The organism is Streptomyces sp. NPDC042201 (assembly GCF_055582185.1).
The window spans coordinates 54,670-76,827 of sequence record NZ_JBVJDS010000001.1; the positions used below are offsets into that span (position 1 = coordinate 54,670).

The window sequence follows — 22,158 nt, forward strand, 5'->3', positions numbered from 1 at the left end:
GGGGAGGGGACGCGGATGGCCACGCTGACGGGCTGGTGGCACCGGAAGAGCAAGCCGGTCAAGATCGAGTTCTACACCCGCTGGTCGTTCCACTTCTTCGGGGTCATCGAGGTGGTGGCGATCGGCATCCCGTCGCTCCCCCGCGAGACGGGGCCGCTCGGCGGCTGGCTGTTCCTGCTGGTCTGTGCGCATGCCGGGCTGTGCACCGCGCTCCAGGCCAGAGCCCTGGACTGGCGGCTCGGCCGGCGCGAGCAGCCCGTGAAGCTGGTGCTGGCCGTGGCGGTGCTGTCCACGGCCGGCCTCTTCGCCGCCCTCGCGCTGCGCGGTACGGACACGATCCCCGACAACACCGTGTACGCCCTGTCCCTGGGCGGCTTCGCGGGCTTCGGCCTGGGGTCGATCGCGCTGGGCCTGCGCACGGCGGCGCAGATGACGTATGCCGTGCTGGGTATGGCGGCCGCCGTGGCGGCCGCCAGTCTGCTGCTCGGGCTGGCGGGACGGAACGTCTTCGGGAACGCCCTCGGGGTCGCCGCCACCGGCTCGAGCCTCGTCCTCACCTATGTCTTCTCCGCCTGGCTGCTCAAAGCCGTCTGGGATCTGGACGCGGCGGGCGAACTGCAGTCGCGGCTCGCGGTCGCGGAGGAGCGGCTGCGCTTCGGTCGCGATCTGCACGATGTCATGGGCCGCAATCTGGCGGTGATCGCGCTGAAGAGCGAGCTGGCGGTCCAGCTGGCCGAGCGCGGCCGGCCGGAGTCCGTGGCCCAGATGTCCGAGGTGCAGCGGATCGCCCGGGAGTCGCAGCGGGAGATCCGTGATGTCGTACGCGGCTACCGGGAGGCGGATCTGCACAACGAACTGGAGGGAGCCCAGGGGGTGTTGAAGGCGGCCAGCATCGAATGCGTGATCGAGGGCGACGACGGCAGGGGGCTGTCGGCCGAGATCCAGTCGACCCTGGGGTGGGTGGTGCGCGAGGCCACGACGAACGTGCTGCGGCACGGGGACGCGCGGCGTTGCACGGTGCGGCTGACGGAGCTGAAGGGGCGCGAGGCGATCCTGGTCGTCGAGAACGACGGCGTGCCGGAGCCGGCCGACGAGGCCGGCGGTGAGGGGCGGAAGGGCTCCGGGCTCGCGGGTCTGCGAGAGCGGCTGAGCGCGCTGAACGGCACGCTGGACGCGGGGCGGGCGGGCGCCGGGCGCTTCCGGCTGACGGCCAGGGTGCCGTTGCCGGCGGCGGGGCGCGGGGGCGAGGGTTCGTCCGGGGGCGCTGTCGCCGACGGGTCCGGGCCGGCCGGTGCCGCGCCCGGCAAGGAGGTGGCGGCATGATGTCCGTACCCGCTACCCCCGAACCCACCCGGCTGGCCGCTCCCTTGACCGCTCCTCCCTCGGCCATTCCCGCTCCCGTCCCCGTACGCGTCCTGCTCGCCGACGACGAGCACCTGATCCGGGGCGCGCTCGCCGCGCTGCTCGCGCTCGAAGACGATCTGGTGGTGGTCGCCGAGGCGGCTTCCGGCCCCGAGGCGCTGGCGATGGCACGGGCGCACCGCCCCGATGTGGCCGTACTCGATCTGCAGATGCCGGGCGCGGACGGTGTGAAAGTCGCCACATCGCTCCGGGCCGAACTGCCCGGCTGCCGGACGATGATCGTGACCAGTCATGGCCGTCCCGGCCATCTGAAGCGAGCGCTGGCGGCGGGCGTACGGGGCTTCGTACCCAAGACGGTCAGCGCACGCCAGCTCGCCGAGATCATCCGTACGGTGCACGCGGGGAACCGCTTCGTGGACCCGGAGTTGGCGGCCGACGCGATCTCCGCCGGTGACTCGCCGCTGACCGTGCGGGAGGCCGAGGTCCTGGAGCTGGCGGCGGACGGTGCGCCGATCGCGGAGATCGCGGAGCGTGCCTCGCTCTCGCAGGGGACCGTACGGAACTATCTGTCGTCGGCCGCGTCCAAACTGGGGGCGGAGAACCGGCATACGGCAGTGCGTCTCGCACGCGAGCGGGGTTGGGTATAGTGGTGCTCGCGCCACGGCGCATGCGGACGTAGCTCAGTTGGTAGAGCGCAACCTTGCCAAGGTTGAGGTCGCCAGTTCGAACCTGGTCGTCCGCTCAGAAGAAGAAGCCCCCGGTCGAATTGACCGGGGGCTTCTTCGTGTCTGCTTCGCCGCGTGGGCTACTGCCAGCTGGTTCCGGTGAGGAGTTCGTACGCCTCCAGATACTTCGCCCGGGTCGCGTCGACGATCTCCTGCGGCAGCGCGGGCGGCGGCCGCTCGCTCTTGCGGTCCCAGCCGGAGGCCGGGGAGGTCAGCCAGTCGCGTACGTACTGCTTGTCGTACGACGGCTGGGCATGACCCGGCTCCCAGGTGGCGGCCGGCCAGAAACGCGAGGAGTCGGGGGTCAGCACCTCGTCGGCGATCACCAGCCGGTCGCCGTCGAAGCCGAATTCGAACTTGGTGTCGGCGAGGATGATTCCGCGGTCGCGGGCGATGTCGCGGGCCCGCCCGTACACATCGAGCGTGGTCCGGCGCAGCAGGGCGGCTTCCTCCGCGCCGACCTGACGGGCCACTTCCTCGTACGGCACGTTCTCGTCGTGGTCGCCGACGGCCGCCTTGGTGGCGGGGGTGAAGATCGGGGCGGGCAGCTCGGAGCCGTCCACCAGCCCCTCGGGCAGCGCGAGTCCGCAGACGGTGCGGAACTGCTCGTACTCGACGAGGCCCGAGCCGGTGAGATAGCCGCGGGCGACGCACTCCACCGGGACCATCCGGAGCGAGGTGCAGATGAGGGTACGGCCGGCCCAGTCGGCGGGGGCGCCGGCGGGGAGGTCGGTGGAGATCACATGGTTCGGTACGAGGTCCTGGAGCAGGTCGAACCACCAGAGCGAGAGCTGGGTGAGGACCCGGCCCTTGTCGGGGATTTCGGTGGGCAGCACCCAGTCGTACGCGGAGATACGGTCGCTGGCGACCATCACGAGGTCGCCCGCCTCGTTCCGGTACAGATCGCGCACCTTGCCGGTGTGGAGATGTACCAGACCCGGGACCTCGAGAGGTTCGGGCTTTTCGACGAATCCGGACACGGTTCCTCCCCGTGGTTCTGTCCGATCTGAAGATCGCCTTGATTCTCCCGTATGCCGGAAGTACCAGCTCGCAGGGGTGCCGCACGCCCTGGTCAGTCCCGCCCGTTCGGTCCCTCTTTCTCTTCGGTCGTGCTCCCTTTTCAGCCGTGCCCGGTCCGGAGGGTCGTGCTCGGTCCCGGGGTCGTGCTCAGTCCCGCTTGCAGATGCGGTCCAGGAGATTGGCGGTCGCGCGCTGGACGCGGGGGTCGACATGGCCGGGGCGGTCCAGCTTCGGGGACCAGGCGAAGGTCCCCGAGGCGAAGACGAGGGCGCCGGACGGCGCGCGGTAGAGCGAGGTCTCCTGGTGGCGCAGGGCGTTCTCGCTGTCCCGGTACGGGGAGTGCGCAAGCAGCATCCGGTCCTGGTGCTCGGGCAGGGCCGTACGGGGGAAGTAGCGGTCGGCCTCGCCCGCGACCAGTCCTTCGATCTCGTCACCCTCGGCCGCGCCGGTGGATTCCCAGAGCCAGTGCTCCGCGTTCCGTACGACCAGCGGGCGCGGCTCGGGGACACGGCCCGCGTACTGGATGCCGAGCAGCTGCTGCTCGGGCCTGTCCACCTCGCGCCAGAGCGCGGAGCGTCCCGGGCCGCGGCGCTTGCGGCAGGTCAGGAGGCGGTCCGGGACGCCGGACGCGGAAGGCCCCAACTCCACCTGCCAGTACATCGTGTTGGCGGAGAGGAAGACAAGGGACGTGCCCTGCTCGCGCGCCAGCTCGACGGTGCGGCGCATGGGGACGGACCAGTACTCGTCGTGGCCGGGGAAGACCAGGCCCCGGTAGCGGGTGGGGTCGACGCGGCCGGCGTGCAGATCGCGGGTGTCGGCGTAGGCGAGGTCGTAGCCGTAGCGCTCGGCCCAGCGGATGAAGTCGTAGGCGTGACCGACATGGAGGGGCAGGCCCGCGCCCGCGTAGGGGCGGTCGAAGGAGACCGTGGTCGCGGCGTCCTCCTCGCCGAGGAGCCGGCCCTGCTCGTCCCAGGCGTGGTAGAGGCTGGCGCCGCTGTGGCCGTCCTCGGGGTAGAGGTTGTACGCCTGCCAGGTGATGTCGGGCAGCAGCAGGAGCAGATCGGCGGGGTGGCTGTCGCGGACGGTGAAGGGGATGTGGGAGCGGTAGCCGTCGACGGTGGTGAGGACGGCGACATAGGCGCCGATGGTCCAGTACGACGGGACCTGGAGCCGCCAGGAGAGCCACCAGTGATGGCAGGAGAGCGTGCGGTCGGCGGCGAGCGGTGGCTGCTGCACGATGCCCGAGAGCCGTGGGCTGGTGGTTATCTTGAAGGCGCCGTCGCCGCCGTAGTGCCCGATCCGGTAGATGTCGACGAAGAACTGCTGCGGCGGGTCGACGGTGACATGGAAGTCGATCGCCTCGCCGGGTGCGACGGCGCCGGTGGACGCGAAGCCCTTGATCTGACGGCGTACGTCGTCGGCGGTACGGGGGCCGCCGGTGCCGCGGCCCTGGGTCGGGTCGGCGTACCAGGCCACGACGTGGCCGGTGTCGTCGAAGTAGTTCTCACTGCCGCGCAGCCAGGGCAGCGGGCCTTGGCCGAAGGGATCACTCACCGCGTGGGCGAGAGCGCCCGATTCCCATCGCCGGATCTGGTCCGCCCCCATGTGCGCCCCTCCTCCGAGCCCGTGACAACAGTTGGCACGGCGATTGATGCAAGCGTCGACGCAGGCGTTGGAACGAGCGTCGGAACGAGTGCTGGTACGGGTGTGCTTACGGGTGTTCTTTCGGGTGTCCGTGCGGCTGTCGACGCGCCGGTGATACGACCGTTGGTCCGGCCGGGGTGTGGTCGGTGGTGCGGCCGACTGTCAGCGCCGGTCTCCAGCACATCACATAACGCACGCGGCCCGTCACCGTTCGTCGCGAATTGTCTTAACGGAACGTGCCAATTCGGGTGCGGGGTGTGGTGAGGGGGGCGCGTGGGGGCGGGGAGAACGGAGGGGGTGGAGGGGCGGCGAGCGGAGGCGGGGATCGGGGCTGCGGCGCGGGGAGGCGGGGCTCGGGGGTCAGGGCTCTGGCTCGGCGCTCAGGCTCGAGGCTGCGGCGGCGGGGTTCGGGGCTCAGGGCCAGGGGTTCGGGGCTCAGGCTCGGCGCTGCGGCGGGCAGGGTCCGGAGCTCAGGCTCGGGGCTCAGGCCCAGGGCTGCGGCAGCAGGGTCCTGGGCTCAGGCTCAGGCTCGGGGCTGCGGCAGCAGGGTCCGGGGCTCAGGCTCGGGGCTCGGGGCTCGGGGCTCGGGGCTCGGGGCTCGGGCTCGGGGCTCACACGAGCCGTACGGGTTTCTCCGCCCGTACGCCCAGCGAGGCCAGCCAGGAGCGCAGCGGCTCGGCGTCGCCCTCCTCGACCAGGCTGAGGACGTGCCCGCCCAGGTCCACCCGGCGCTCGCCGTCGACCAGGAGGGTCGGGCCGTCGAGCCAGTCCAGGCCGGGGGCGGCCCCGGCCGTATCGACGGCGGAGCAGCAGACCATCGCCGTGACATGGTCCGCAAGCAGCTCACGGCCGGTGCGGGGCGGCTGGAGCGGGAAGAGGGGCAGCGGGTCGGTGCCCCAGAGTGCGAGGGCGTCGCCTGCGGCCTCGGCCGGCGTGGGAGGGTTCGCCGCCTCCTCGCGGGCCAGCTCGGCGCTGATACCGGCGGCCAGGGCGTCGCCGATCCCCCCGGACCCGCCGGTCCCGCCGCCCGGGCCGGTCCCGCCGCCCGGGCCGGTCCCGCCGCCCGGGCCGGTCCCCCCGGTCCCGCCGGGTCCGCCGGTCGGCCCGCTGGTTCCGTCGTCGCGTCGGGAGAGGTGGTCCATCACGCGGGCCAGCGTGGGCCCGGGGGCCAGGGTGGCACCCGAGGGGCCGACGGAGCGCCGTACCCCCATACCGTCCAGGACCCGGTGCAGCCTGGCCGCTTCCGTACGCCACTTACGGTCGACGACCTCTTCGGGATACTGCTGCCAGTCCACCGGGGACCAGTCGGGGCCGGCCTCGGCCGGGCCGCCGTGGAAGAGGCGGGCGGCAAGCAGGGAGGCGGCCTCGTCGACCGCGCCGGGCTCTTCGAGCAGATCGCAGGCGGGACGCTCGCCGAGCCGGGAGGTGAACCCTTCGGCGAGGCGGTCGCGGCGCGAGAGTTCGGTGAGGGCGGACACCACGCCCGCGTCCAGGCGGGAGGGCCAGCGGCCCATGCGCCAGGCGGGCAGCGCGACCCGGGTCAGCAGCCGGTCCCAGCCCGCGTAGGCGAGGCCGACCTGCTCCTGGGCGACGATCCGCAGGCCGTAGTCCACCGCCTGTGCGCGCTCGGAACCGGCGGCCGCGACGCCCCGCTCCATCTGGGCGGCATGCTCGGCGCAGCTCCGCAGCAGCAGCCGGGCGATAGCGCCGATGAAGCCGAACGCCGCTCTGCGTATCGGCCCCCGGTCCGGTCTGGACGTGACGGCGACCGCCGCGTCCAGCCCGCGGACGAACCGGCGCGCGGCGGCTATGTCGGGATGCGCGGAGGGCCCCGTACCGGCGACGACCGGAGCGAGCACCGCGCGCAGCTCGGCGACCCGCATCCACCACAGGAAGGGCGAGCCGATCACGAGGACGGGCGCGGCGGGGATCCGTCTGCGGCGGCCGCCGCCGCCGGCGAGGGTGTGCGCCGGATGCGTACGGTCCTCCAGCCAGCTGTCGCAGTCGGGGGTGAGCGCTATGGCGGAGGGGACGGGCACCTCCAGCCGCTCCGCGAGGTCGCGGACCAGCCGGTAGAGATCGGGCGCCGCCCGCTCCGTGACCGGGACGGTGGGGCTGAGGGCGGGCCTGGCACGGGCGATCACGGCCGCGACGGCGCCGCCGAGCAGCAGCACGACCACCGCCACGGCCGTCACGACCCAGCGGGCGGTGTCCCAACCGGCGCCACCGATACGGCCTGTGGCCCCGCCGACGAGCAGGACGACGGCGACGGCCGCGGGCAGCAGAGCCACCGCCAACGCCCTGCCGCGGATACGCAGCACGGCGAGAGCTCGGACACGGGCGCCCTGAGCGCCCAGCTCGTCACCGATACCGGAACCGGAATCGGACATCGTCGGACCTCACCCCCTCTGCCCCCGCGGCGGTGTAGCTCACTCCCCCACTGTGGCACCCGCCACCGACATCGCAATGCCGGTGGGCCAAGTGCCGGACTGCTTGCGCCGCACCCTAGTTGGACCCGGGAGACGCGTCATCCGGATAGCCCATCCGTCACCCGATGGAATGGCTCTGGTCAAAGCTGCTGACGCGGCTGGGTTCCGGGCTCGGTTTTCCGGTGGGAGGCGAGCGGGTCACGGCTCCAGCCCTTGCGGGCGCTGGCGTATGTCATACGCTTCCGGACCCGCGGAGCGCGGATGGAGCGCGGCTGGAGGGGGCAGGGCCGGGGCAGGGCACGGAACGAGGACGACCGGCCGGAGCAGCCCCGGCCGGTCGTCCACGGTCCACAGTCCTCAGTCCTCAGCCCTCAGCCCTCAGCCCTCAGCCCTCGGGATCAGGCTTCCGCGGCCTCGCGGGCGATGTCCGTACGGTGCTGGGAGCCGGACAGGCTGATGCGGCCCAGCGCCGTGTACGCCCGCTCGCGGGCCTGCGTCAGGTTCTTGCCCGTCGCGGTCACCGACAGCACGCGGCCGCCGGCGCTCACGACCGTGCCGCCGTCCAGCCGGGTTCCGGCGTGCAGGACGTACGCGTCGGGGGCGTCCTGCGCCGCGATCTCGTCCAGTCCCTCGATCGGGTCACCCGTACGCGGGGTGTCCGGGTAATTGTGCGAGGCGACGACGACCGTGACCGCGGCGTCGTCGCGCCAGGTCAGCGGGGGCAGGTCCGCGAGCGTTCCCTCGGCGGCCCCGAGCAGGACGCCGGCCAGCGGGGTCTTCAGCCTGGCCAGGACCACCTGGGTCTCCGGGTCGCCGAAGCGGGCGTTGAACTCGATGACCCGTACCCCGCGGCTGGTGATCGCGAGACCGGCGTACAGCAGCCCGGAGAAGGGCGTACCGCGGCGCCGCAGTTCGTCGACCGTGGGCTGGAGGACGGTCTCCATGACCTCGTCCACCAGCTTGGGGTCGGCCCACGGAAGCGGGGAGTACGCGCCCATGCCGCCCGTGTTGGGGCCTTCGTCGTTGTCGAGGGCGCGCTTGAAGTCCTGCGCGGGCTGCAGCGGAAGGACCGTCACACCGTCGGTGATCGCGAAGAGCGAGACCTCGGGGCCGTCGAGGAACTCCTCGATGACGACACGGCCGCAGGCGAGCGCGTGCTCGCGGGCCGCGGCGATGTCGTCGGTCACGACGACACCCTTGCCGGCGGCGAGACCGTCGTCCTTGACGACGTAGGGCGCGCCGAAGGCGTCCAGCGCGTCGTCGATCTGCTCCGGCGTGGTGCAGACATAGCTACGGGCCGTCGGAACGTTCGCCGCGGCCATCACGTCCTTGGCGAAGGCCTTGGAGCCCTCCAGCTCCGCCGCTTCCCGGGACGGGCCGAAGCAGGGGATGCCCGCGTCGCGTACGGCGTCGGCGACCCCCGCCACGAGCGGCGCCTCGGGCCCGACGATGACGAGACCGGCCTCCAGCTCGGCGGCGAGGCGGGCCACGGCCGCGCCGTCCAGGGCGTCCACCGGGTGCAGCTCGGCGACGTCGGCGATGCCGGCGTTGCCGGGCGCGCAGTGCAGAGCGGTCACGTCGGGGTCGAGGGAGAGAGAGCGGCACAGGGCGTGTTCGCGGGCGCCGCCGCCGATGACAAGGACCTTCACGAGAGGCAGCCTAGCCCGGCCAGGGCGCCCTTCCGTGTGCGGGCCTTGTACGGGCCACCCAGAACCGGCCGCCTAGTCGTTCGTATATTCCTCCACAATCGTCGCGCCCAGCTCGCGCACGATCAGGTCATGGCCGGAGAGCGCGGAGTCGACGAGGTCCGGATCGTCCTCCTCCGGGGTGTCGTCCTCCGGAGCTACTGGTGGAGGCGGCGGGGGCGCGGCGGGCCTGCTGTCCGCCCTGGGCGGTTCGGATCGCGCCGGGGTGTAGGCGGGGGCGGCGGGTGCCTGGGATGCGGGCGCCGACGGCGACGTGCCGGTCGGGGCTTGCGGGGAGGGACGTTGCGACGCGGGGGACGGGGCAGGAGCGGGGGCCGCGGGGCGGCCGCCGTACCCACCGGCGTTCCCTCCACCGTTTCCGCCACCGCCGCCGTACCCGCCGCCACCGGCACCGCCGAATCCGCCTCCGCCGCCTGTCTGGGGCGGTGGCGGGGTGCCACCCGACGGGTCGACGATCGCCTCGATCTTCCACTGCACGTGGAACTGCTCGGACAGCGCCTGCTTGAGCACGTCCTCGCTGCCGCTGCTCGTGAAGTTGTCGCGGGCGCCCGCGTTGATGAAGCCGACCTGGAGCGTCGTCCCGTCGAACCCCGCGACCTGCGCGTTCTGACTGAGCAGGATCCAGGTGAAGCGCCGGCGGTTCTTCACGGCCTCCAGGATGTCCGGCCACATGTTCCGTACCTGACCGGCGCCCTGCGTCAGGCCGGGGCCCGGCGCGGCGGCAGCGGGGGCAGCGGGTTCCGGCGCGGCCGGGGAGGGGGCGGCGGGCGGACGGCCCTGCCCCGGTCCCTGCCCCGGCGTCGATGCGGTGGGCCACCCACCGGGACGGCGACCGGCGTCCGGCGCGGCAGCGCCCGGCCACGCACCGGGCCGCTGCGGCTCCGCGGCGGGCTCGGGCGCGGATACGGGTACGGGTGCGGCGGCGGCGGGCTCGGGTACGGGAGGAGGCGCGGCAGGCGGGCCGCCCTGCGCAGCGGCCGGCACGGGAGCGGGAGCGTGTGCCTCGGGTCCGGGCACGTACCCCATCGTCGGGCCGGGCGCGTACCCCATCGCGGGCCCGGGGCCACCGGCCGAGAAGGCGGCGGCCCCGGCCGAGGACGCGGCCGCCGCACCCCGCTCCAGCCGGTCGAGCCGCGCCTGTACCGAACGCTCGTCGTCGAAGGCCGCAGGCAGCAGCACCCGCGCGCAGATCAGCTCCAGCTGCAGCCGGGGCGACGTGGCCCCGCGCATTTCCGTCAGCCCGGTGTTGACCAGATCGGCCGCCCGGCTCAGCTCGGCCGCACCGAAGACCGACGCCTGGGCCTGCATCCGCTCGACGACATCGGCGGGGGCGTCGATCAGCCCCTTCTCCCCGGCATCCGGCACGGCGGACAGGATGACCAGGTCACGCAGCCGCTCCAGCAGATCGGCGACAAAGCGCCGCGGGTCGTTGCCGCCCTCGATGACCTGCTCCACGATCTCGAACGCCGCGGCGCCGTCGCCCGCCGCGAAGGCGTCCATCACCGAATCGAGCAGCGACCCGTCCGTATATCCGAGCAGGGCCGTCGCCATGGCATACGTCACACCGTCCTCGGCCGCGCCCGCGAGCAGCTGGTCCATGACGGACATCGAGTCACGCACGGACCCCCCACCGGCCCGCACGACCAGCGGCAGCACCCCGTCCGCGACCGGGATCCCCTCCTGCCCGCACACCTCACCGAGATAGTCGCGCAGCGTCCCCGGCGGGACCAGCCGGAACGGATAGTGGTGTGTACGCGACCGGATCGTGCCGATGACCTTCTCGGGCTCGGTGGTCGCGAAGATGAACTTGAGATGCTCCGGCGGCTCCTCGACCACCTTCAGCAGGGCATTGAAGCCCGCCGAGGTGACCATGTGCGCCTCGTCGATGATGTAGATCTTGTACCGGCTGCTCGCGGGCCCGAAGAACGCCTTCTCGCGCAGATCACGGGCGTCGTCCACGCCACCGTGCGACGCGGCGTCGATCTCGATGACATCGATCGACCCCGGCCCGTTCCTGGCCAGGTCCTGACAGGACTGGCACGTCCCGCACGGGGTCGGCGTGGGCCCCTGCTCACAGTTCAGACACCGCGCGAGGATGCGCGCACTGGTCGTCTTCCCACAGCCGCGCGGCCCACTGAACAGGTACGCGTGATTGACCCGGTTGTTCCGCAGGGCCTGCTGCAGCGGGTCAGTGACATGCTCCTGCCCGATGACCTCGGCGAATGACTCGGGGCGGTAGCGGCGGTAGAGCGCAAGGGACGACACACCTACGACGATATAGGCCCCCTACGACAACGCCCCCATACCACCACCCCCAACGCAAGCGCCCCCCACGCACCCGCCAGAGCCAACCTACCCTTGCTGCCTTCCGGCCCTGGGGGAGTTCAGTCAGATAGCGCCACGTGAGGGGCTCCGCACACAGTACCCGATGCCGGAGGCGCGAACGAGTTCGCGAGCACTCCCCCGCGTCTTGTATTGTTTGCCGCGGAGGATTCGCCTAGAGGCCTAGGGCGCACGCTTGGAAAGCGTGTTGGGGGCAACCCCTCACGAGTTCGAATCTCGTATCCTCCGCCATTGCTCTCACCGGGCAATACGAAGAAGGCCCTGACCAGTTTCGGCTGGTCAGGGCCTTCTTCGCGTACAGGTCCGAGACCGGGCGGTGAGACATCACACGCGGCGACGCGGCGGGCCCTTCGTGATCTTCCGTCTCAGTTTCCGTCTCAGTTGCGGTCTGAGGGCCCCTCGTTCGAGCCGTCTCCGCTGTCTTCGCTCGCCTCCGGCGCGGGGCCCCAGAGCACTTCACCGACCTGCTGCGCGACGCTCTTCAGCATGGGTCCGGTGACGTGCATGTACCGGGCCCTCATCCGTGCTGAGCCGCCCGGCTCCCATCCCATGATGGCGTCCACGACCACATCGGGAACGCCGAGCAGGAGCAGCACGGTCCCGGCGGTGTGACGCGCATCGTGCAGGCGCCCGTCCCGTACGCCGGCGTCCTCCAGGAGTTGCTTCCAGCGGTGGTAGTCCGTGTTCGGGATGAGCGGTCCGCCGGTCGGCTGCGCGAAGACGTACCCCTTCTCCTCCCACAGCTCACCGGCTTCCTTCTTCTCTCGTGCCTGTTCCTCCATGTGCATGCTGAGCAACTTGATGAGCGGGCTCGGGAGTCCGATGGTCCGACGGCCGGCACGGGACTTGGTCTTCTTGAACTCCCGGCGGATCTGCCTGCGCTCCGGGCAGTAGCCGGGCTTCCGGCCGCACTTGTCACCACAACCATGCTCGTACCGCGGGCGCAGGCGATTCTTCCGGATGCGGATGTACCCGGCGTCGAGGTACACGTCTTCCCACATCAGCCCGAGCGCTTCGCCCTGGCGCAGGCCGAGTGCCAGGGCGATGACCCAGCGGGCGCTGTTGCGGAGCTTCGACGCCTCCAACAGGAGGCTCTGAATCTCCTCGATGGTGTACGGCTCGATCTCCTCCTCATCGAGGCTCGGGGCCTTGGCGATCTCAGCGACGTTCTTGGTGACGTGCCCGCGACGGACGGCTTCGCCCAGTGCGACCCGGATCGTCCGGTGAGCGTGGTGGGCTGTTCCTGCGGCGCTGCCGCTCTTCTGCATCCGCTCGTAAAAGTCTTCGAGGTGCTCCGGCTCCAGCCGCTCCAGCTTGTGTGCCCCGAGACCGGGCACGAGGTGGACTCTGACATCCACTTCGTAACCGTCGAAGCTGTTCTCGCTCACGTATTTCTTCGCGATGTTCTGTACCCAGTGCTCAAGCCACGTCTTGACGGTCCACTGCTGCCCCGCCTTCCGCACCTTGCCGTCCTTGCGCTGACGCTCCAGCTCACGGACAGCCGCCGTGACCTCAGCGCGGGTCTTCCGCTCGATGTGCCGACGGTCCGGCTTACCGTCGGGCCGCACGCCGACCGTCACGCGGCCGTGCCATTTCCCGTCCTTACCGAGGTAGATGGACGACGCGCCGTTGGGCTGGCGAGTGCGCTTCTTCTTGTCTTCCACAGTCGTCCTTTCAGGCGGCGGTTGCTGCACACTGGTTGGCCTCGCGGCGGCGGTCGACGTAGTTGTGCACGGCTTCCACGGGGACACGGCGCAGTCGGCCAATGGGGATCGACTCCAACTCACCGGAACCGATGAGGTGGTAGCAGAGCGTCCGGCCGATACACAGGCGCCGTGCTGCCTCTTCCACGGTCAGCAGGACCAGCGTGGGGTCATAGGTGCTGAGCACCGCGGGGCTTGAGTCATCGTTCATGGCTCGCTCCTCCGGCTCACAGGAGTACGTCGCGTGGGGTTGCCCGGGATTCGGGGTGGCCTGCGGTGTCACGGGCGTGGTGGGGGGTGTCAGCAGCGTCAGCGGAATGCGCTGACCAGCGGTTTCGGCGTGCTGACGGGTGTCAGCGGGTGTCAGCCGTGTCAGCGGCGGGGTGAGGGCGCGCTGACGGTGCTGACTCCTGCTGACCTTGTGTCGGCCGTGGTTTGTGCAGGTCAGTGGATTGTGCTGACGTTGCTGACGGTCAGCGGGCATCGGCGGTGCCCTCCTGGAGGGAGGGGTGGACGCGGTACGTGGCCGTGGCCGGCTGGCCTGCGCGGCCGGTCCTGGCCGGTGCGTCGGCGCGGAGGTATCCGTGGGATTCGAGCAGCGTGAGCGCCGGTTCGACCTGGGTGACCGTGCGGAAGCGGCGGGAGGCGGCTACGGCGTCGCGGCGCTTGATCGTCGTACGCCATGTCCCGTCCGTCCGCGGGCGCCGTAGCCAGCCGAGGATGGTCTGTGCGGCCTCGGTTGCGGGGTCGGAGCCGATCAGGTCGAAGACGGCCAGGGCGTGCTGGGTGTAGTAGTCGGCGATCTCCGCCGCGCGGTTGATCGTTTGGTCGGGGACTGGTTGGCCCCATCGGTCGTCGGCGATCCGGTCGGCGAGGTGGAGCAGCAGCGCGACTCGGGCCGTGTGGCCGACGAGTTTGCCTGCCCAGTCGAGGAGATGGGCGAGGGGCTGTTCCGGGCGCAGGGCGACTTCGAGCCGGTCTTGGAGTGCTTCTACTGCTCGGTCTGCTTGGGCGGTGAGTGGGACCGTGACCGGTTCTGGGAGGGCGTAGAGCGTGTGGAGGAGGCCGGACAGGCGCGCGTGGTAGCGCTGGACGACGGCCTCGGGTACAGGGGTGGTGCGGGTCTTGCGGTAGCCGAGGTTCGAGGCGGGCAGCGCGTACAGGAAGCGTGCGAGCAGTCCTCGGTCACGGGCACCGGGGGCGCCGGCCAGGTCTTGGAGGACTGCGGGTTGGGGCGTGACGCCGATGGTGAGCGCAGGTTTGTCGACGCTGGGTTGTTCGCGGGTGATGCGGTCCGTCTGGAGCCGTTCGCCCTTGTGGGCCTGGAGGAAGACGCCGAGGTTCGGCTTCGCGCTGTAGCGTCCCGCGATGATGTCGAAGAGGTCGCCTTCGGGGGACAGCGCGGCCAGGCATCGGTGGACCGCGAGTTGCTGCGCGAGGGGCTCGGGCGTGATGTCGCCGGAGACGGTCAGGCGCGGCCTCGGTGGTACGGCGATCTCCTCGGCGAGCAGCTTGGCCGCGGATGCTTCGGCTACCAGGGCGTTGCGGTCCATGCCGTCACCGGGCTTACGTGCTCTGGCCATCAGCCCGTCGGCCTCGGCGAGTGCCGCTTCCTTCGCCGTCTCGGCCTCGATGATCCGGGCGCGGGACTCTTCCTGAAGCTGGCGTTCGACGTCGTAGATCGGCTCCGTCATGGCGGCAAACACGTCGGACTTCCGGGAGGCGGGAGGCATCGCGCAGACGAGGTAGAGATTGGACTGCTCACGCCAGCCGGGCCGAATCTCTACATGCACCCGCCCGCCCGCTGCCGTGGAGACGGCGGCGAGCGCCATGGTGGCGCCGAGGTCCGGCGGGGTCTGGGTGAACTCGGCTACGGCGGCCACATGTTCCGCCATCCATGGCGTCAGAGCGGATACCGGAAAGACGGGCAGAGCCGCGTGCGTGCCGAGCGGGATCGGGGCCGGCCATCGGTCTGTTGCCCGGATCGTGGCCAGTTCCTCGGCGGCCTGGGCGGCGATTTGGTCAGTACCCGCCGCGTCTCGGCGGCCGTGCGCGATCAGCCGGGTGCCGGTCTCGATGAGACGGCGCTGCTTGGCGACGTCGGTGACAATCTGGGCGTAGTACGAGCCGTTCGCCGCGGTGGGCGTGGCCTGGACGAGAGTGTGCAGGTAGCTCGCTCCACCGACGCGCTGAAGATCTCCGGCATCGCGCAGATACGCAGCGACGGTGATCGGGTCGACCGGTAGGCCCGAGGTGTGCATGGCCGTGATCGCCGCGTGGATGGTCGCGTGCGCCGGCCGGTAGTAGTCATCGAGGGCGAGGATCGCTGCGACCTCGATGATCGCGTCGCGAGAGAGAAGCATGGAGCCGAGCGCCGCCTGTTCGGCGTCCAGATCGTTCGGCGGTTCCGTCTGTGTGTCGTCGGAGGGGAAGGGGCTGGTCACCTTGCGGCCTTTCGCATGCAAGAGGTGCCAGCGGTCCGGCGGGGGCCGCGTACGTTCACCAGGGCGACTACGCGGGCGCGGCGGATGTGGGGCATTCTGAGGGCACCTCCTGGTTCCGTGGATGGGATGGGAGGAACCGGGGCAGCGGGCGTCTTTGACCCGTCGACCGCTGCCCCGGGCGCAGTTACAAGGGCAGGGAGAGGTCTTCTGCGGGTTGCTCGGACTTCGCTGGGACAACGGCCAAGGTGGCGATCAGCCGGACCGGGGATTCCGTGTCCCGCGGGTTCTCCGTCTCGATCCAGTCCCAGTACGGGCACGTCCTGAACGGGACATAGCCGAGCCGTTTGAGGGCGGCGGTGCGGTCGTTGACGCTGGGGATGCCCCTGTCGGCGAGGAGCAGCTCCTCCGGCCACGGGCTCTCGCCCGGGAGAACGACATAGACAGCCCAGTGAGAGCCGTACCCGGTACGGCCCATTTGCGCGGTGAGCAGGGGGATCTCCTGCATCATCGGGCTCCCCCGGAAGCCGGGTTGGTCGCTGCGGTGAGAAGCACGAAGTGCAGGGCGCTTTCGGCCGCCTCGCCATAGGCGTACGCACTGTCCGCCAGCCCTGCGGCATGCTCGGAGGCATGGGCGAGATCGGCGCTCTCGTACTCCGCCAGGTCCTCATAGAACGCGAAGTCGGAGACGTATGCGAGGGCGTGCTCCTTCTCCAGCACCCGCTGCCGCAAGCTGGCGAGCCGCTCGCTTCCGGTCCACCGGCTGAGCCCGTCCTGCATATCGGGAAGGGGACCGGCAGGCAGCACGTAACGGCTGTCGCGACGTCCCAGCTCGATGTACGGCGGACGCTCGCCGTTGAGTACGGACTGCACGGCCGCGGCGGTGCCGTACGCGTACGCCTGCGCCGTGTTCTCGTACAACTTCTTCGTCGTGTCGCGCAGGCTGCCGTACAGCTCACCGAGCCGCCATACGGCATCGTCCTGAGGACGCACGAAGTCCCTCTCGGGAACGCTCAGCTTGCCGTTGATGGGGAGCACTCGGGTGGGATCGACGTTCCATGAGGCGGTGCCCGCCGTCTGGTGGGCGGTTCGGTATTCGCGGGCGGCGGCACCGAGGGCATGCACACTCGCGGTCAGGGTGTCGAACCACGTGGGGGTCGGTTTGGGCATGGAGATCCTCCGTGTCGGGCGCGGGCCGGCCGGTCTGTCCGGTCCTCTGCACGGCTCCACCTCCTGCCGGGATGAGGGGAGTTGGAGCCGCACAGGGGACCGTCAGCCGATGAACTGCTGCGCCGTGGTGGTGCCGCCGGCGGACGCCAGCAGAAGTGTCCGGAGGTCGCTGCCCACGACGACGGCGAGACGCTGCTCGATCGTCTGCCAGGAGACGGAGTCGATGGCCATCAGCGAGGCGACGGCGGCGGGGCCGCGGCCCTCGCCGATGGCCTCAAGAGCGTCCCGGAGTTCACCGGCGGCCATCAGCGAGATCTGGGGCAGGGCGGTGGCGTACTGCTCGGACATGGGCGGGATTCCTCTCAGCGGGATGGGTGAGATCTGGGTCAGTTGCCGAGATCGCGCACGGCATCGGCGAGCGCGGTCATGATCTGGTCGATCGACTCGGCGGCTCCGGTGCGGGAGAGGTAGAAGCCGAAGAGCACGGCGACGACGGCGGCCCCGATACCGACGGCCTTGAAGCGCAGGAGCAGCGCCAGCAGGAGCCCGAGCAGCGCGAGAGCGGAGATGGTCAGGAACATGGGCGTGGCCTCCAGAAGCTGTTTGTGATCAGCGGGTGCCGTCGTGGTGGAGGCGAGCGGCGCTGTTGTAGAGGCGTCGGCCGATCCGGAGGCGCCTGCCGTAGCCGTAGCAGCGCCTGCACTGGCGACCGCGCTTGAGCCGTCCGCTGCGCGTCTGATGGATCCTGTGGCCCCAGCCCTTGCACTTGCGGCAGGCGCCGTACGGACTCGCGGCACACATCAGCCCGTAGCAGAGCGTGAAGAATATGAGGATGGGCATAGCGGAGAGCAGAGAAGGCATGGCAACCCCTCCCAGGGCAGGAATCAGGGCCTGAGTCAGGCAGGCTGCTAGGGGCTAGTTGCCAGCTCAGAGTTGGTCTTTGCTGCTAGCGGGGGTGCTAGACCTAGCGGGGCTCCCCGCTAGGTCCAGCGGCGCGAACGGCTAAGCCGCTTCCGCCTTCCCGTCACGTTTCGTGATCGCCGTGAGGATGTCGGCGCGCTTGATGCCACGGCGGTTAGCGCCCTTGCCGTCCTCGGTGGTGCCCCATACCTGCGCGGTGCGGATGCCGTACGGCTTCAGCGCGCTGGTCAGCTGCTCCGGGGTCCACTCGCCGTAGACCTCCGGCCGGAGTTCGGCGAGGCGCGGGACAACGGCCTCGTTCCAGAGCTTCGGCTTGTCGGAGGGAACCGCGGCGCAGAGATCGGCCAGTAGGTCGTACGAAGCGGCGGCATTCGACGCGGGCTGTTCGCCGAGCGCGTGCCCGGCGAGGGTGCCGGCGCGCTCTCGTAGTGCGCGTGCGCGGAGCGCGATCCGGTCGGCCTGTACGGCGTCGATGAACGCCGAGCGGACGATACGGGCGTCCGAGCCTTCGCCGAGGAAGTAGCAGATGCCCTTGTCGCCCCAGGCGAACATGCTCGCGCGCACGCCGCGCTTGTACGCGCCGGTACCGAGGACCATGTCGTTCTCGATCTGGCCCATGACCTTCAGGCACCAGCGGGCCGAGGCGTTGGCGCTGATGGCCGTCGGGATGCTGTCCTTGTCCGGTCGCTGCGTGGCCAGCAGCAGAACGATTCCGGTGGCCGGTCCGCGCTTGACCAGGTCGGTGCAGATGTCCTTGAACTCCCCACCATGCGTGGGGTGTTCGAACCAGACCTGACACTCATCCACCCCGATCACGATCGGGTGGAGGCCGAGGGAGCGCTTGGAGGCCAGTTCGGTGGTCACCTTCGACTCGGGGCAGATGTCCCGGGGCAGTGAGCGGATCACCTTGGCCCGCCTCCGCAGCTCACCCTGAAGTTCTCGCAGGTCCGCGATGGCGTACTCGATGTCCGGGTCTTCTTCACCGGCCCGGTGTCGGTACGCGACACGGTCACCGACCGAGTCCAGGTCGCCGGTGCCCTTCAGGTCGTACGTGTGGAGTTCGGCCCGAGGGTCGAGCGCGGCGATGAGCAGCAGCAGCCGGAGCAGGAACGTCTTGCCCATCCTCGGGATGGCACCGATGACACCGGCGATGAACATGAGCGTGACGCCGACCCACCGTCCGCGCTGGTCAGTTCCCCAGGACACGGGCTTGAAGAGATCCGTGCTGCCGGACTTCGCGAGCGTCCACGGCGCCTGGTCGGCCTGGGACATGTCCTGATCCCCGACCCAGAGCCGGAGTCGGCCGGTGTGTTCGTCCGGGACGGCCTCCGGCCACACGCATCCCAGCGGGCGCCGGAGTCCCGAGGCCAGCTTGTCGCGCCGGTCGGCGACGTCCGTCACGGTGACGCCGTACGGCAGGTCCCCCACGGCCAGCCACCCCGGACCGTCCCGGGTGATGGGCGCGGTGAAGGTGAAGCCCGGATCGCCCTTGGACTGGGCTTGGTTGATGGCAGGGATGCTGATCGATCCCAGTGCGCGCAACACGATGTCGCTCGTCAGCTTGGTGGCCTTGGGGATTTCCACAGCCCTGTTGATGACCGGAGCGTCGGCGGCTTGACCCAGCCAGCCCAGCGCGAGAGTGGCGGCCGTGCAGGTGAGGGCGAGCAGCCAGGCCGGGGCCAGAACGTACAAGGTCAGCGCCGTGGTCGGCCCGACGATCGAGGCGAGGACGGCGACGACCGTACGCCACCGCACCCGACGATCCCGCTGCCGGCAGAGCTTCAGATAGTCGTCGATGTCGTCGTTCGTGGCCGCCGACTGGCGGAGCGGTCCGCCCTCGGCGTCCGCCATCCACCGCAGCGAGCCGCCGACGAACCGGGACATGCCCCGTGGCGCCTGTAGTACGAGACGCAGGGAGTACCACGGTGTACGGATCGCGTGGTACGCGGTGACGTGCCACGCGTACGCGGCCACGCCCTTGCTCGCGCTGGTGAACTCGGTCCGGGACTTGGCCCAGGCCGGGACGACCGCGCGCCGCTTCGCGCCGCGTACCCGATCCATCAGCCTGGGGCCCGACGATCCGCCGGGGCGGTCGACCATGACTGTCGCGTCAGGGTCATCGTGTTCGCCGTGTTCGGTCGTGTGGGAGTCGGCCGACTTGGTCGGGGCCCCGGCCGGGGCTGACTGCTCCGACCCGGGCTTGCCGACGCTCATCTCCTTCTCCAACCGCGCGAAGAGTTCGCGCTCCTGGTCGTCGTGATCCTCGTGCTTCACTGGCACTTCCTTCCGGATAGGGAGGGAGGCTGAGGCCCGGCCCTACCCGCCAAAGCAGCGGCCGGACCTCAGTTCGAATCAGGTACATGTGCGCGTTGGGTCGGTCTGTGTCAGACCACAGCCGCGGCCGGTTCCGGTTCGGCTTCCGCCGCGCGGCGCTCGGACCTGAGTACGTCGCGCAGTTGGCGCGAGCGGTCCTGGCCACAGCCGACGGCCTTGCGGATGGGCTCGGCGTCCAGGCGGTCGTAGGGCCAAGTCGCCGTTTCCTCACGGGCTTTCTTGATCGCCTCGTCCCACGTCATGCGCGGGCGGTACTTCTGTGCCTTCGCCTTCCAACGCGCCCGGACTTTCGGCTCCGAGGCCGACTCACGGTCCACCGCCGCCATCGGGTCGGGCTGGTCTTCGTCGTCGTCGGTCGGGAGGTAGCCCTCCGGTGCCAGTTCGCCCAGCTTGAGCAGCACCAGATCGCGGTACGGAGCCCTGCGTCGCCAGGCCCGACCGTAGCTCTCGCGCAACTCGGCTCGAACGAGAAGCCGTTGCTTCTCCAGAGCCAGAGCCTCGCGATAGTCGGTCGTCTCCCAGAGCGCCATCCGACGCCACAGCATCAGCGTCGTACGGGGCGCGAACAGCCACCGCGAGCGTCGGATGCGTTCCATCCGAGCCCCGGTCGCCACCCCGATGCGGACGGCGTAGACGTGCGCCGCGACCTCGCTGAGCACGACCCACAGCAGCGGCATCGATCCGTGGGCGACCTTCGCCGAGACCGAGGTCCCGGCCGCGACGTTCAGCCAGCAAGTGACCAGCGTGAGCGCCCAGGGCACGAACCGAACCCATGCCAACGGCATGCCGAGCCGGATCAACAGCAGATTGGCCGCAGTGAAGACCGGGATGGCCAGGTCGATACCCACCGGGAGCATCCACGCCTCGCTGAATCCCCAGCGCTCCGCGGCCGAGGAGACGGAGCCGAACGAGGCCACAAGGCCGAGCCCGCCGACCGCTCCGCCGGTCGGGATCACGATGCCGAGCAGTGCCTTGTCCACCGTGCTGAGTGCGAGAGGCACGGGCGGTCGGCTCATGCGGCGGCCCTCGTCCACGCCGCCGGCAGCACCCCAGCCATGTTCCTCAGCGCCGCGACACCGCTGAGCTGAGCCGCGTACAGCGCGTTGAGCAGGGCGATCTCATCGTTCTCGCTCTGCTCAAGCAGCTCGACCAGCACATCGCGGGCCGCCGCCCTCCTGACCTCCCGCTGCTCGGCGGTCTCGCCGCACTCGCCGAGGAACAGGTCGCGGAAGTCCTCGGAATCCGGCGTCTCCAGCTCCTCTAATCCGTGGGCTGCCCGGCCGCGGAGGTATGAACGCATGGGGGCCTCACCTTTCTCTCCTGGTCCTGGATGGGATGGGCGAAGCCAGCCCGGCGGGCATCGTCTGACCCGTCGACCGCCGTCGCCGGCCACGTCAAAGCAACTCATCAAGAGGTCTTCTCCTCAAGACCTCTTTAGGAGTAGCTAGGACTATGAGGCATCTCTCCCCCAGTCGTCAAGACCTCTTTAGGAGTCGTATGCTGGCGCCAAGCCGCCCTGTCGCCCCATATGGCAAGCAGGGCTTGGTTGCACGACAGGACGGTGAGCACCCATGGCCAAGGCATACGAGCGGATCGCGGACGAGCTTCGAGAGTCCATCCGCGCAGGTGAGCTGAAGCCCGGCGACCGCCTGCCCTCGGAGACGAAGCTCGCCGAGGACCACAGGCGGAGCGTCCCGACGATCCGTGACGCGCTCAGGCTCCTTCGGGACGAGGGGCTGATCGAGAAGCTGCACGGCCGCGGGAACTTCGTCCGCAAGGCCCGTACGAGAGTGCTGCGCACGAATGACCGCCACCAGTGGGAGAAAGACCGGGCGCGGGAGCCGGAAGCCAAGCGACTGGAGACGGGCTCTACGGAGCACGACACCGGCCTTGAGGTGGACGACCTCGTGTTCCACGCGGCGTACCGCGAGACCAAAGCGGACAAAGAGATCGCCGAGGCGCTCGGAGTTCCTGAGGGCAGCGCCCTCGTGGAGCGCAACTATCGGACGCGATACGCCGCCGAGACCGCACCGTTCGCCTTGGTCACCTCGTACCTCATCCGTGCGCTGGTCGAGTCGAACCCCGACCTTCTGGACGCGGCCAATGAACCGTGGCCGGGGGGTACGCAGAACCAGCTGCTCTCGGTCGGCATCGAGCTGGACCGCATCGAAGAGCGCGTAACGGCCCGGCCGCCGACTCCCGAAGAGGCGGAGGAGCTTGAGCTCCCGCCCGGGACATCGGTCCTCCTGCTCCGGAAGACCTCGTTCGACCTCAATGGCCGCGTCGTGGAGATGTCCGACGTCACGCTGCCCGGTGACCGTACGGAAATGCTCTTCACCACTCCCCTGGAAAGGTGGTGA

Annotated in this window: 19 protein-coding genes, 2 tRNA genes and 1 other RNA gene; 5 read left to right on the plus strand and 17 right to left on the minus strand. The window is 70.4% G+C overall.

The window, feature by feature from the left end:
• Positions 1-15 precede the first annotated feature (15 nt).
• The 3 genes from ACZ6MZ_RS00270 (at position 16) to ACZ6MZ_RS00280 (ending at position 2,104) form a co-directional block, all read left to right on the plus strand.
• Entirely contained in the window at positions 16-1,323 is a 1,308-nt protein-coding gene (locus tag ACZ6MZ_RS00270) for a sensor histidine kinase (RefSeq protein WP_469348863.1), read from the plus strand.
• Positions 1,323-2,009: a response regulator gene (locus ACZ6MZ_RS00275; RefSeq protein WP_469348865.1), complete on the plus strand. Its 687-nt coding sequence runs from the start codon at positions 1,323-1,325 to the stop codon at positions 2,007-2,009. The genes ACZ6MZ_RS00270 and ACZ6MZ_RS00275 overlap by 1 nt, the downstream gene beginning before the upstream one ends.
• A 22-nt stretch (positions 2,010-2,031) precedes the next feature.
• Positions 2,032-2,104: transfer RNA gene (locus tag ACZ6MZ_RS00280), tRNA-Gly, on the plus strand.
• A gap of 63 nt (positions 2,105-2,167) precedes the next feature.
• Here ACZ6MZ_RS00280 and ACZ6MZ_RS00285 read toward each other — a convergent pair.
• The 6 genes from ACZ6MZ_RS00285 to ffs form a co-directional block, all read right to left on the minus strand.
• Complete coding sequence (locus ACZ6MZ_RS00285; protein WP_389785796.1) at positions 2,168-3,067, minus strand: phosphoribosylaminoimidazolesuccinocarboxamide synthase; 900 nt, start codon at positions 3,065-3,067, stop codon at positions 2,168-2,170.
• A 187-nt stretch (positions 3,068-3,254) separates the two neighbouring features.
• Positions 3,255-4,712 carry a N,N-dimethylformamidase beta subunit family domain-containing protein gene (locus tag ACZ6MZ_RS00290; RefSeq protein WP_384334898.1) on the minus strand — a complete coding sequence of 486 codons (1,458 nt, stop codon included), beginning with the start codon at positions 4,710-4,712 and terminating at the stop codon, positions 3,255-3,257.
• 650 nt (positions 4,713-5,362) lie between these two features.
• Entirely contained in the window at positions 5,363-7,141 is a 1,779-nt protein-coding gene (locus ACZ6MZ_RS00295) for a M48 family metalloprotease (protein ID WP_469348866.1), read from the minus strand.
• 437 nt (positions 7,142-7,578) lie between these two features.
• Complete coding sequence (gene purD / locus ACZ6MZ_RS00300) at positions 7,579-8,829, minus strand: phosphoribosylamine--glycine ligase (protein WP_384334892.1); 1,251 nt, start codon at positions 8,827-8,829, stop codon at positions 7,579-7,581.
• A gap of 72 nt (positions 8,830-8,901) precedes the next feature.
• Positions 8,902-11,151 carry a DNA polymerase III subunit gamma and tau gene (locus ACZ6MZ_RS00305; RefSeq protein ID WP_469348868.1) on the minus strand — a complete coding sequence of 750 codons (2,250 nt, stop codon included), beginning with the start codon at positions 11,149-11,151 and terminating at the stop codon, positions 8,902-8,904.
• Between the two features lie 51 nt (positions 11,152-11,202).
• An RNA gene (gene ffs / locus ACZ6MZ_RS00310) (signal recognition particle sRNA small type) lies at positions 11,203-11,301 on the minus strand.
• A 71-nt stretch (positions 11,302-11,372) separates the two neighbouring features.
• Here ffs and ACZ6MZ_RS00315 point away from each other — a divergent pair.
• Positions 11,373-11,460 (plus strand) — tRNA-Ser (locus tag ACZ6MZ_RS00315).
• Positions 11,461-11,606: 146 nt separating this feature from the next.
• Here the strand turns inward: ACZ6MZ_RS00315 and ACZ6MZ_RS00320 are convergent.
• The 11 genes from ACZ6MZ_RS00320 to ACZ6MZ_RS00370 all read right to left on the minus strand — a co-directional run bounded on the left by ACZ6MZ_RS00320 (position 11,607) and on the right by ACZ6MZ_RS00370 (position 21,098).
• Positions 11,607-12,893, minus strand: coding sequence for a tyrosine-type recombinase/integrase (locus ACZ6MZ_RS00320; protein ID WP_469348869.1), 1,287 nt, complete (start codon positions 12,891-12,893; stop codon positions 11,607-11,609).
• A 10-nt stretch (positions 12,894-12,903) separates the two neighbouring features.
• On the minus strand, positions 12,904-13,143 hold the full coding sequence (locus ACZ6MZ_RS00325; protein WP_384334882.1) for an excisionase family DNA-binding protein: 240 nt from the start codon (positions 13,141-13,143) through the stop codon (positions 12,904-12,906).
• 262 nt (positions 13,144-13,405) lie between these two features.
• Positions 13,406-15,376, minus strand: a complete 1,971-nt coding sequence (locus ACZ6MZ_RS00330; protein ID WP_469348872.1) for a YfjI family protein — start codon at positions 15,374-15,376, stop codon at positions 13,406-13,408.
• A gap of 184 nt (positions 15,377-15,560) precedes the next feature.
• Positions 15,561-15,881 (minus strand): DUF6303 family protein, encoded by a 321-nt coding sequence (locus ACZ6MZ_RS00335; protein WP_469348873.1) that lies wholly within the window; start codon positions 15,879-15,881, stop codon positions 15,561-15,563.
• A complete protein-coding gene (locus tag ACZ6MZ_RS00340) occupies positions 15,881-16,543 on the minus strand; it encodes a hypothetical protein (RefSeq protein WP_469348875.1) in 663 nt (220 codons plus the stop codon). Before ACZ6MZ_RS00340 ends, ACZ6MZ_RS00335 begins: the two co-directional genes overlap by 1 nt.
• 102 nt (positions 16,544-16,645) lie before the next feature.
• Positions 16,646-16,891, minus strand: coding sequence for a hypothetical protein (locus tag ACZ6MZ_RS00345; RefSeq protein ID WP_469348877.1), 246 nt, complete (start codon positions 16,889-16,891; stop codon positions 16,646-16,648).
• Between the two features lie 38 nt (positions 16,892-16,929).
• Positions 16,930-17,124, minus strand: a complete 195-nt coding sequence (locus tag ACZ6MZ_RS00350) for a hypothetical protein (RefSeq protein WP_401912988.1) — start codon at positions 17,122-17,124, stop codon at positions 16,930-16,932.
• A gap of 28 nt (positions 17,125-17,152) precedes the next feature.
• Positions 17,153-17,383, minus strand: a complete 231-nt coding sequence (locus ACZ6MZ_RS00355; RefSeq protein WP_469348879.1) for a hypothetical protein — start codon at positions 17,381-17,383, stop codon at positions 17,153-17,155.
• Positions 17,384-17,545: 162 nt separating this feature from the next.
• Positions 17,546-19,678 carry a cell division protein FtsK gene (locus ACZ6MZ_RS00360; protein ID WP_469349611.1) on the minus strand — a complete coding sequence of 711 codons (2,133 nt, stop codon included), beginning with the start codon at positions 19,676-19,678 and terminating at the stop codon, positions 17,546-17,548.
• A gap of 170 nt (positions 19,679-19,848) precedes the next feature.
• On the minus strand, positions 19,849-20,814 hold the full coding sequence (locus tag ACZ6MZ_RS00365) for a DUF2637 domain-containing protein (RefSeq protein ID WP_469348881.1): 966 nt from the start codon (positions 20,812-20,814) through the stop codon (positions 19,849-19,851).
• Positions 20,811-21,098 (minus strand): hypothetical protein, encoded by a 288-nt coding sequence (locus tag ACZ6MZ_RS00370; RefSeq protein WP_469348883.1) that lies wholly within the window; start codon positions 21,096-21,098, stop codon positions 20,811-20,813. Before ACZ6MZ_RS00370 ends, ACZ6MZ_RS00365 begins: the two co-directional genes overlap by 4 nt.
• Positions 21,099-21,369: 271 nt before the next feature.
• On the opposite strand from ACZ6MZ_RS00370, the gene ACZ6MZ_RS00375 reads away from it, so the two are divergent.
• A complete protein-coding gene (locus tag ACZ6MZ_RS00375) occupies positions 21,370-22,158 on the plus strand; it encodes a GntR family transcriptional regulator (RefSeq protein WP_469348885.1) in 789 nt (262 codons plus the stop codon).

Coding starts and splice junctions, on each gene's coding strand:
- ACZ6MZ_RS00375 (WP_469348885.1), top strand. CDS start 21,370: ATGGCCAAGGCATACGAGCGGATCGCGGACGAGCTTCGAGAGTCCATC.
- ACZ6MZ_RS00335 (WP_469348873.1), bottom strand. CDS start 15,881: ATGCAGGAGATCCCCCTGCTCACCGCGCAAATGGGCCGTACCGGGTAC.
- ACZ6MZ_RS00370 (WP_469348883.1), bottom strand. CDS start 21,098: ATGCGTTCATACCTCCGCGGCCGGGCAGCCCACGGATTAGAGGAGCTG.
- ACZ6MZ_RS00350 (WP_401912988.1), bottom strand. CDS start 17,124: ATGTTCCTGACCATCTCCGCTCTCGCGCTGCTCGGGCTCCTGCTGGCG.
- ACZ6MZ_RS00360 (WP_469349611.1), bottom strand. CDS start 19,678: ATGAGCGTCGGCAAGCCCGGGTCGGAGCAGTCAGCCCCGGCCGGGGCC.
- ACZ6MZ_RS00355 (WP_469348879.1), bottom strand. CDS start 17,383: ATGCCCATCCTCATATTCTTCACGCTCTGCTACGGGCTGATGTGTGCC.
- ACZ6MZ_RS00345 (WP_469348877.1), bottom strand. CDS start 16,891: ATGTCCGAGCAGTACGCCACCGCCCTGCCCCAGATCTCGCTGATGGCC.
- ACZ6MZ_RS00325 (WP_384334882.1), bottom strand. CDS start 13,143: ATGAACGATGACTCAAGCCCCGCGGTGCTCAGCACCTATGACCCCACG.
- ACZ6MZ_RS00270 (WP_469348863.1), top strand. CDS start 16: ATGGCCACGCTGACGGGCTGGTGGCACCGGAAGAGCAAGCCGGTCAAG.
- ACZ6MZ_RS00295 (WP_469348866.1), bottom strand. CDS start 7,141: ATGTCCGATTCCGGTTCCGGTATCGGTGACGAGCTGGGCGCTCAGGGC.
- ACZ6MZ_RS00340 (WP_469348875.1), bottom strand. CDS start 16,543: ATGCCCAAACCGACCCCCACGTGGTTCGACACCCTGACCGCGAGTGTG.
- ACZ6MZ_RS00275 (WP_469348865.1), top strand. CDS start 1,323: ATGTCCGTACCCGCTACCCCCGAACCCACCCGGCTGGCCGCTCCCTTG.
- ACZ6MZ_RS00365 (WP_469348881.1), bottom strand. CDS start 20,814: ATGAGCCGACCGCCCGTGCCTCTCGCACTCAGCACGGTGGACAAGGCA.
- ACZ6MZ_RS00290 (WP_384334898.1), bottom strand. CDS start 4,712: ATGGGGGCGGACCAGATCCGGCGATGGGAATCGGGCGCTCTCGCCCAC.